The following is a 2,187-nucleotide window of genomic DNA, read 5'->3' as shown; positions in this document are numbered from 1 at the left end:
GCCGCAACGAACCTGTGAAATGGTCGGCGGGGGATACCGGCATACGATTCGAGATGTCTGGAGGTTTCAGACATCGTGTTTGAAAGGTCATCGTAGTTGACCTGTTCGCTTGGAGTCAGTTCCACACCGACAAGCGCGATATCGAAGGGGGCAATGACCTCGTCAGCCAGTGCGCGGTCGTACCAGAGGTTGTAGACGACCCCGCCAAAGTATGGAGTCAGTAGATTCTCGTGCTCGCCGTCAGCACGTTCGTAGGTTGCCGTCAGCCCAAGGCGCCACGCGTAGCCTTCCTGCAACGCTCCGGTAAACATAGGGGCGGCGTACCGGTGGCATTCATCGGCGATGATCAAACCGGCCTTGTGGCTACGCAGCGTCATTCGATTGGAAGCCGAATGAACGATGGCGACAAGGACATCAACGTCGTCCAAGGTGTCGGTTCGACCATCGCCAAGAGCGCCTCGTCGGGCGGCGGGGAGGTCACGCTTAAGGGAGGACAACCACTGGCGCTGAAGTTCAGCGGTGGGCACAAGAATCAGCACTTTGATGCCCTGCCGAATCGCCTCGAAAGCTGCGGCGATTCCTACTCGTGTCTTGCCGGCACCAGTGACGGCCTCAACAACGCCGCGGCGGGCGTTGGAGTGCCAGGCTTTGAGTGCCTCTTGCTGCCAGGCGTACAAGAAGGCGTAGTCATAGGATGTGGAAACTGAGACCTGGTCAGTGTGGAGACGCCTCTGAACCCGATCTGTCATTCCGTTCGACTCCGCGTCGACCAACTCCGGCATTTCATCCCCCATCGGACTGTGTGGTGCTTCCTTACTGAAGGCTAATGGAAGGCCCGGACAATATTGCTTGCGATGCTCATCCGGGCACCGCCAGCGAGTAGTCCCAAGCCTCAGCGCGCGCAAGGGAGTGCTTCAGTTCCCGTCCGCCCGCTTCTTCCAGGAGCTCTGAATCACCCACGACGACCAGCAAGCTCCGTGCCCGGGACAACCCGACGTAGAGCTGTTCGGCGGCTCGGGCCATGTCCTTAAAGCCGTTGACACAGAGTATGACGACGGATCTTTCAAGTCCCTTGAACCCCAAGACATGGCCATAAAACTCCGCATCACCCGCATGAAATTCGCGCCAGTATTCCTCGGTGGCACCACGGTCAAAGTAGTCCAGATGAACGGGGTGCCTTTCCTTGGTGGTCAGTAGGGCTATCTGGTTATTTGCCCACCCTTCATCAATTAGCGCTTCTACACAGTCCCCCGCGACGTCGAGGGCTTCGTCGGTGGAGCAGTGGACTCTACGAACGGGTAGTCCGGTGCTGCCTCGCGGCGTGAAATGCTCGCCGGCAAACGGTTTGAAGGTTTCCGCAATTTTTCGGGTGTTCCGCAGATTCTCGTCGATGTGGATGGGGACAAAGGTTGCTGTAGGTCCTTGGTTGAGGTCGGCCGTGAGCCCGCCCCATCTTTTGTAAACGTCCTGGCGGTCGTCCATGAAGGCATAAACTTCGCCGTTCTCTGGGTCAGCAGTGCATGCCAGCAATGCTTCCCACCATAAAGGGGCGAAGTCCTGTGCTTCGTCAACGATCACCGCATCCAGTCGCTGGTATGCGGGCATAGTGCCGGCCATTTCCCGGAGAAGCCGTGGCATCTCTACATCGAAGTAGTCCTGGCACTTGCCATCAGGCACCCCAAGCTGGCGAACGTACTCGTGAAATTCGCCGGTGAAGATTGGTTTGGCTTGCCGCCACGACGAGACCCGGTCTTGCAGGTATTGCCCTAATCCCTTGTTGTAACAAAAGAGACCGACGCGCTTACCTTGTTTACTCAACATTCGGGCTTTCTCGACAGCAAGCCACGTCTTCCCACTGCCCGCCCCACCGGTAAAGCGAACGCGGGTAAGGGAACGCGTTGCCTGGAGCAAGACTGCTTGGCGCTCAGTTAGATGGTCTTGGGTGTCCTCGTCTTCCCTTGGACTCACGGGGGCGCCGGTGCCGCCATCAAGTGACCCGGCAAGCTGTCGTTCGATACGTTCCATGAACGCGGTCGCCAGTGGTGAGGCACCGCCACCCTCTGTTTCTATGGCCCTCCGGACGAGTTCAGCCGGCGACTCGCATTGTCTGTCGTCCAGAACCAAAGTGCGGGGGCACCCAGCCATGCCCCACTCCTTTGGAACGGAGGTGTAGGGGAACGCGACCAT

At 58.5% G+C, this 2,187-nt stretch carries 2 protein-coding genes; both read right to left on the bottom strand.

The annotated features are described in order from the left end of the window. Positions 1–749: DEAD/DEAH box helicase (locus tag HP499_RS23620; protein WP_172326477.1), on the bottom strand; the 749-nt coding region annotated here is incomplete at its 3' end. 109 nt (positions 750–858) lie between these two features. Next, a complete protein-coding gene (locus HP499_RS23615) occupies positions 859–2,025 on the bottom strand; it encodes an AAA family ATPase (RefSeq protein ID WP_172326476.1) in 1,167 nt (388 codons plus the stop codon). Between the last annotated feature and the right edge of the window lie 162 nt (positions 2,026–2,187).

Origin of the sequence: Paenarthrobacter sp. CM16 (assembly GCF_013179505.1) — a bacterium.
GTDB lineage: Bacteria > Actinomycetota > Actinomycetes > Actinomycetales > Micrococcaceae > Arthrobacter.
This window is presented reverse-complemented; position numbering and strand designations above follow the sequence as displayed.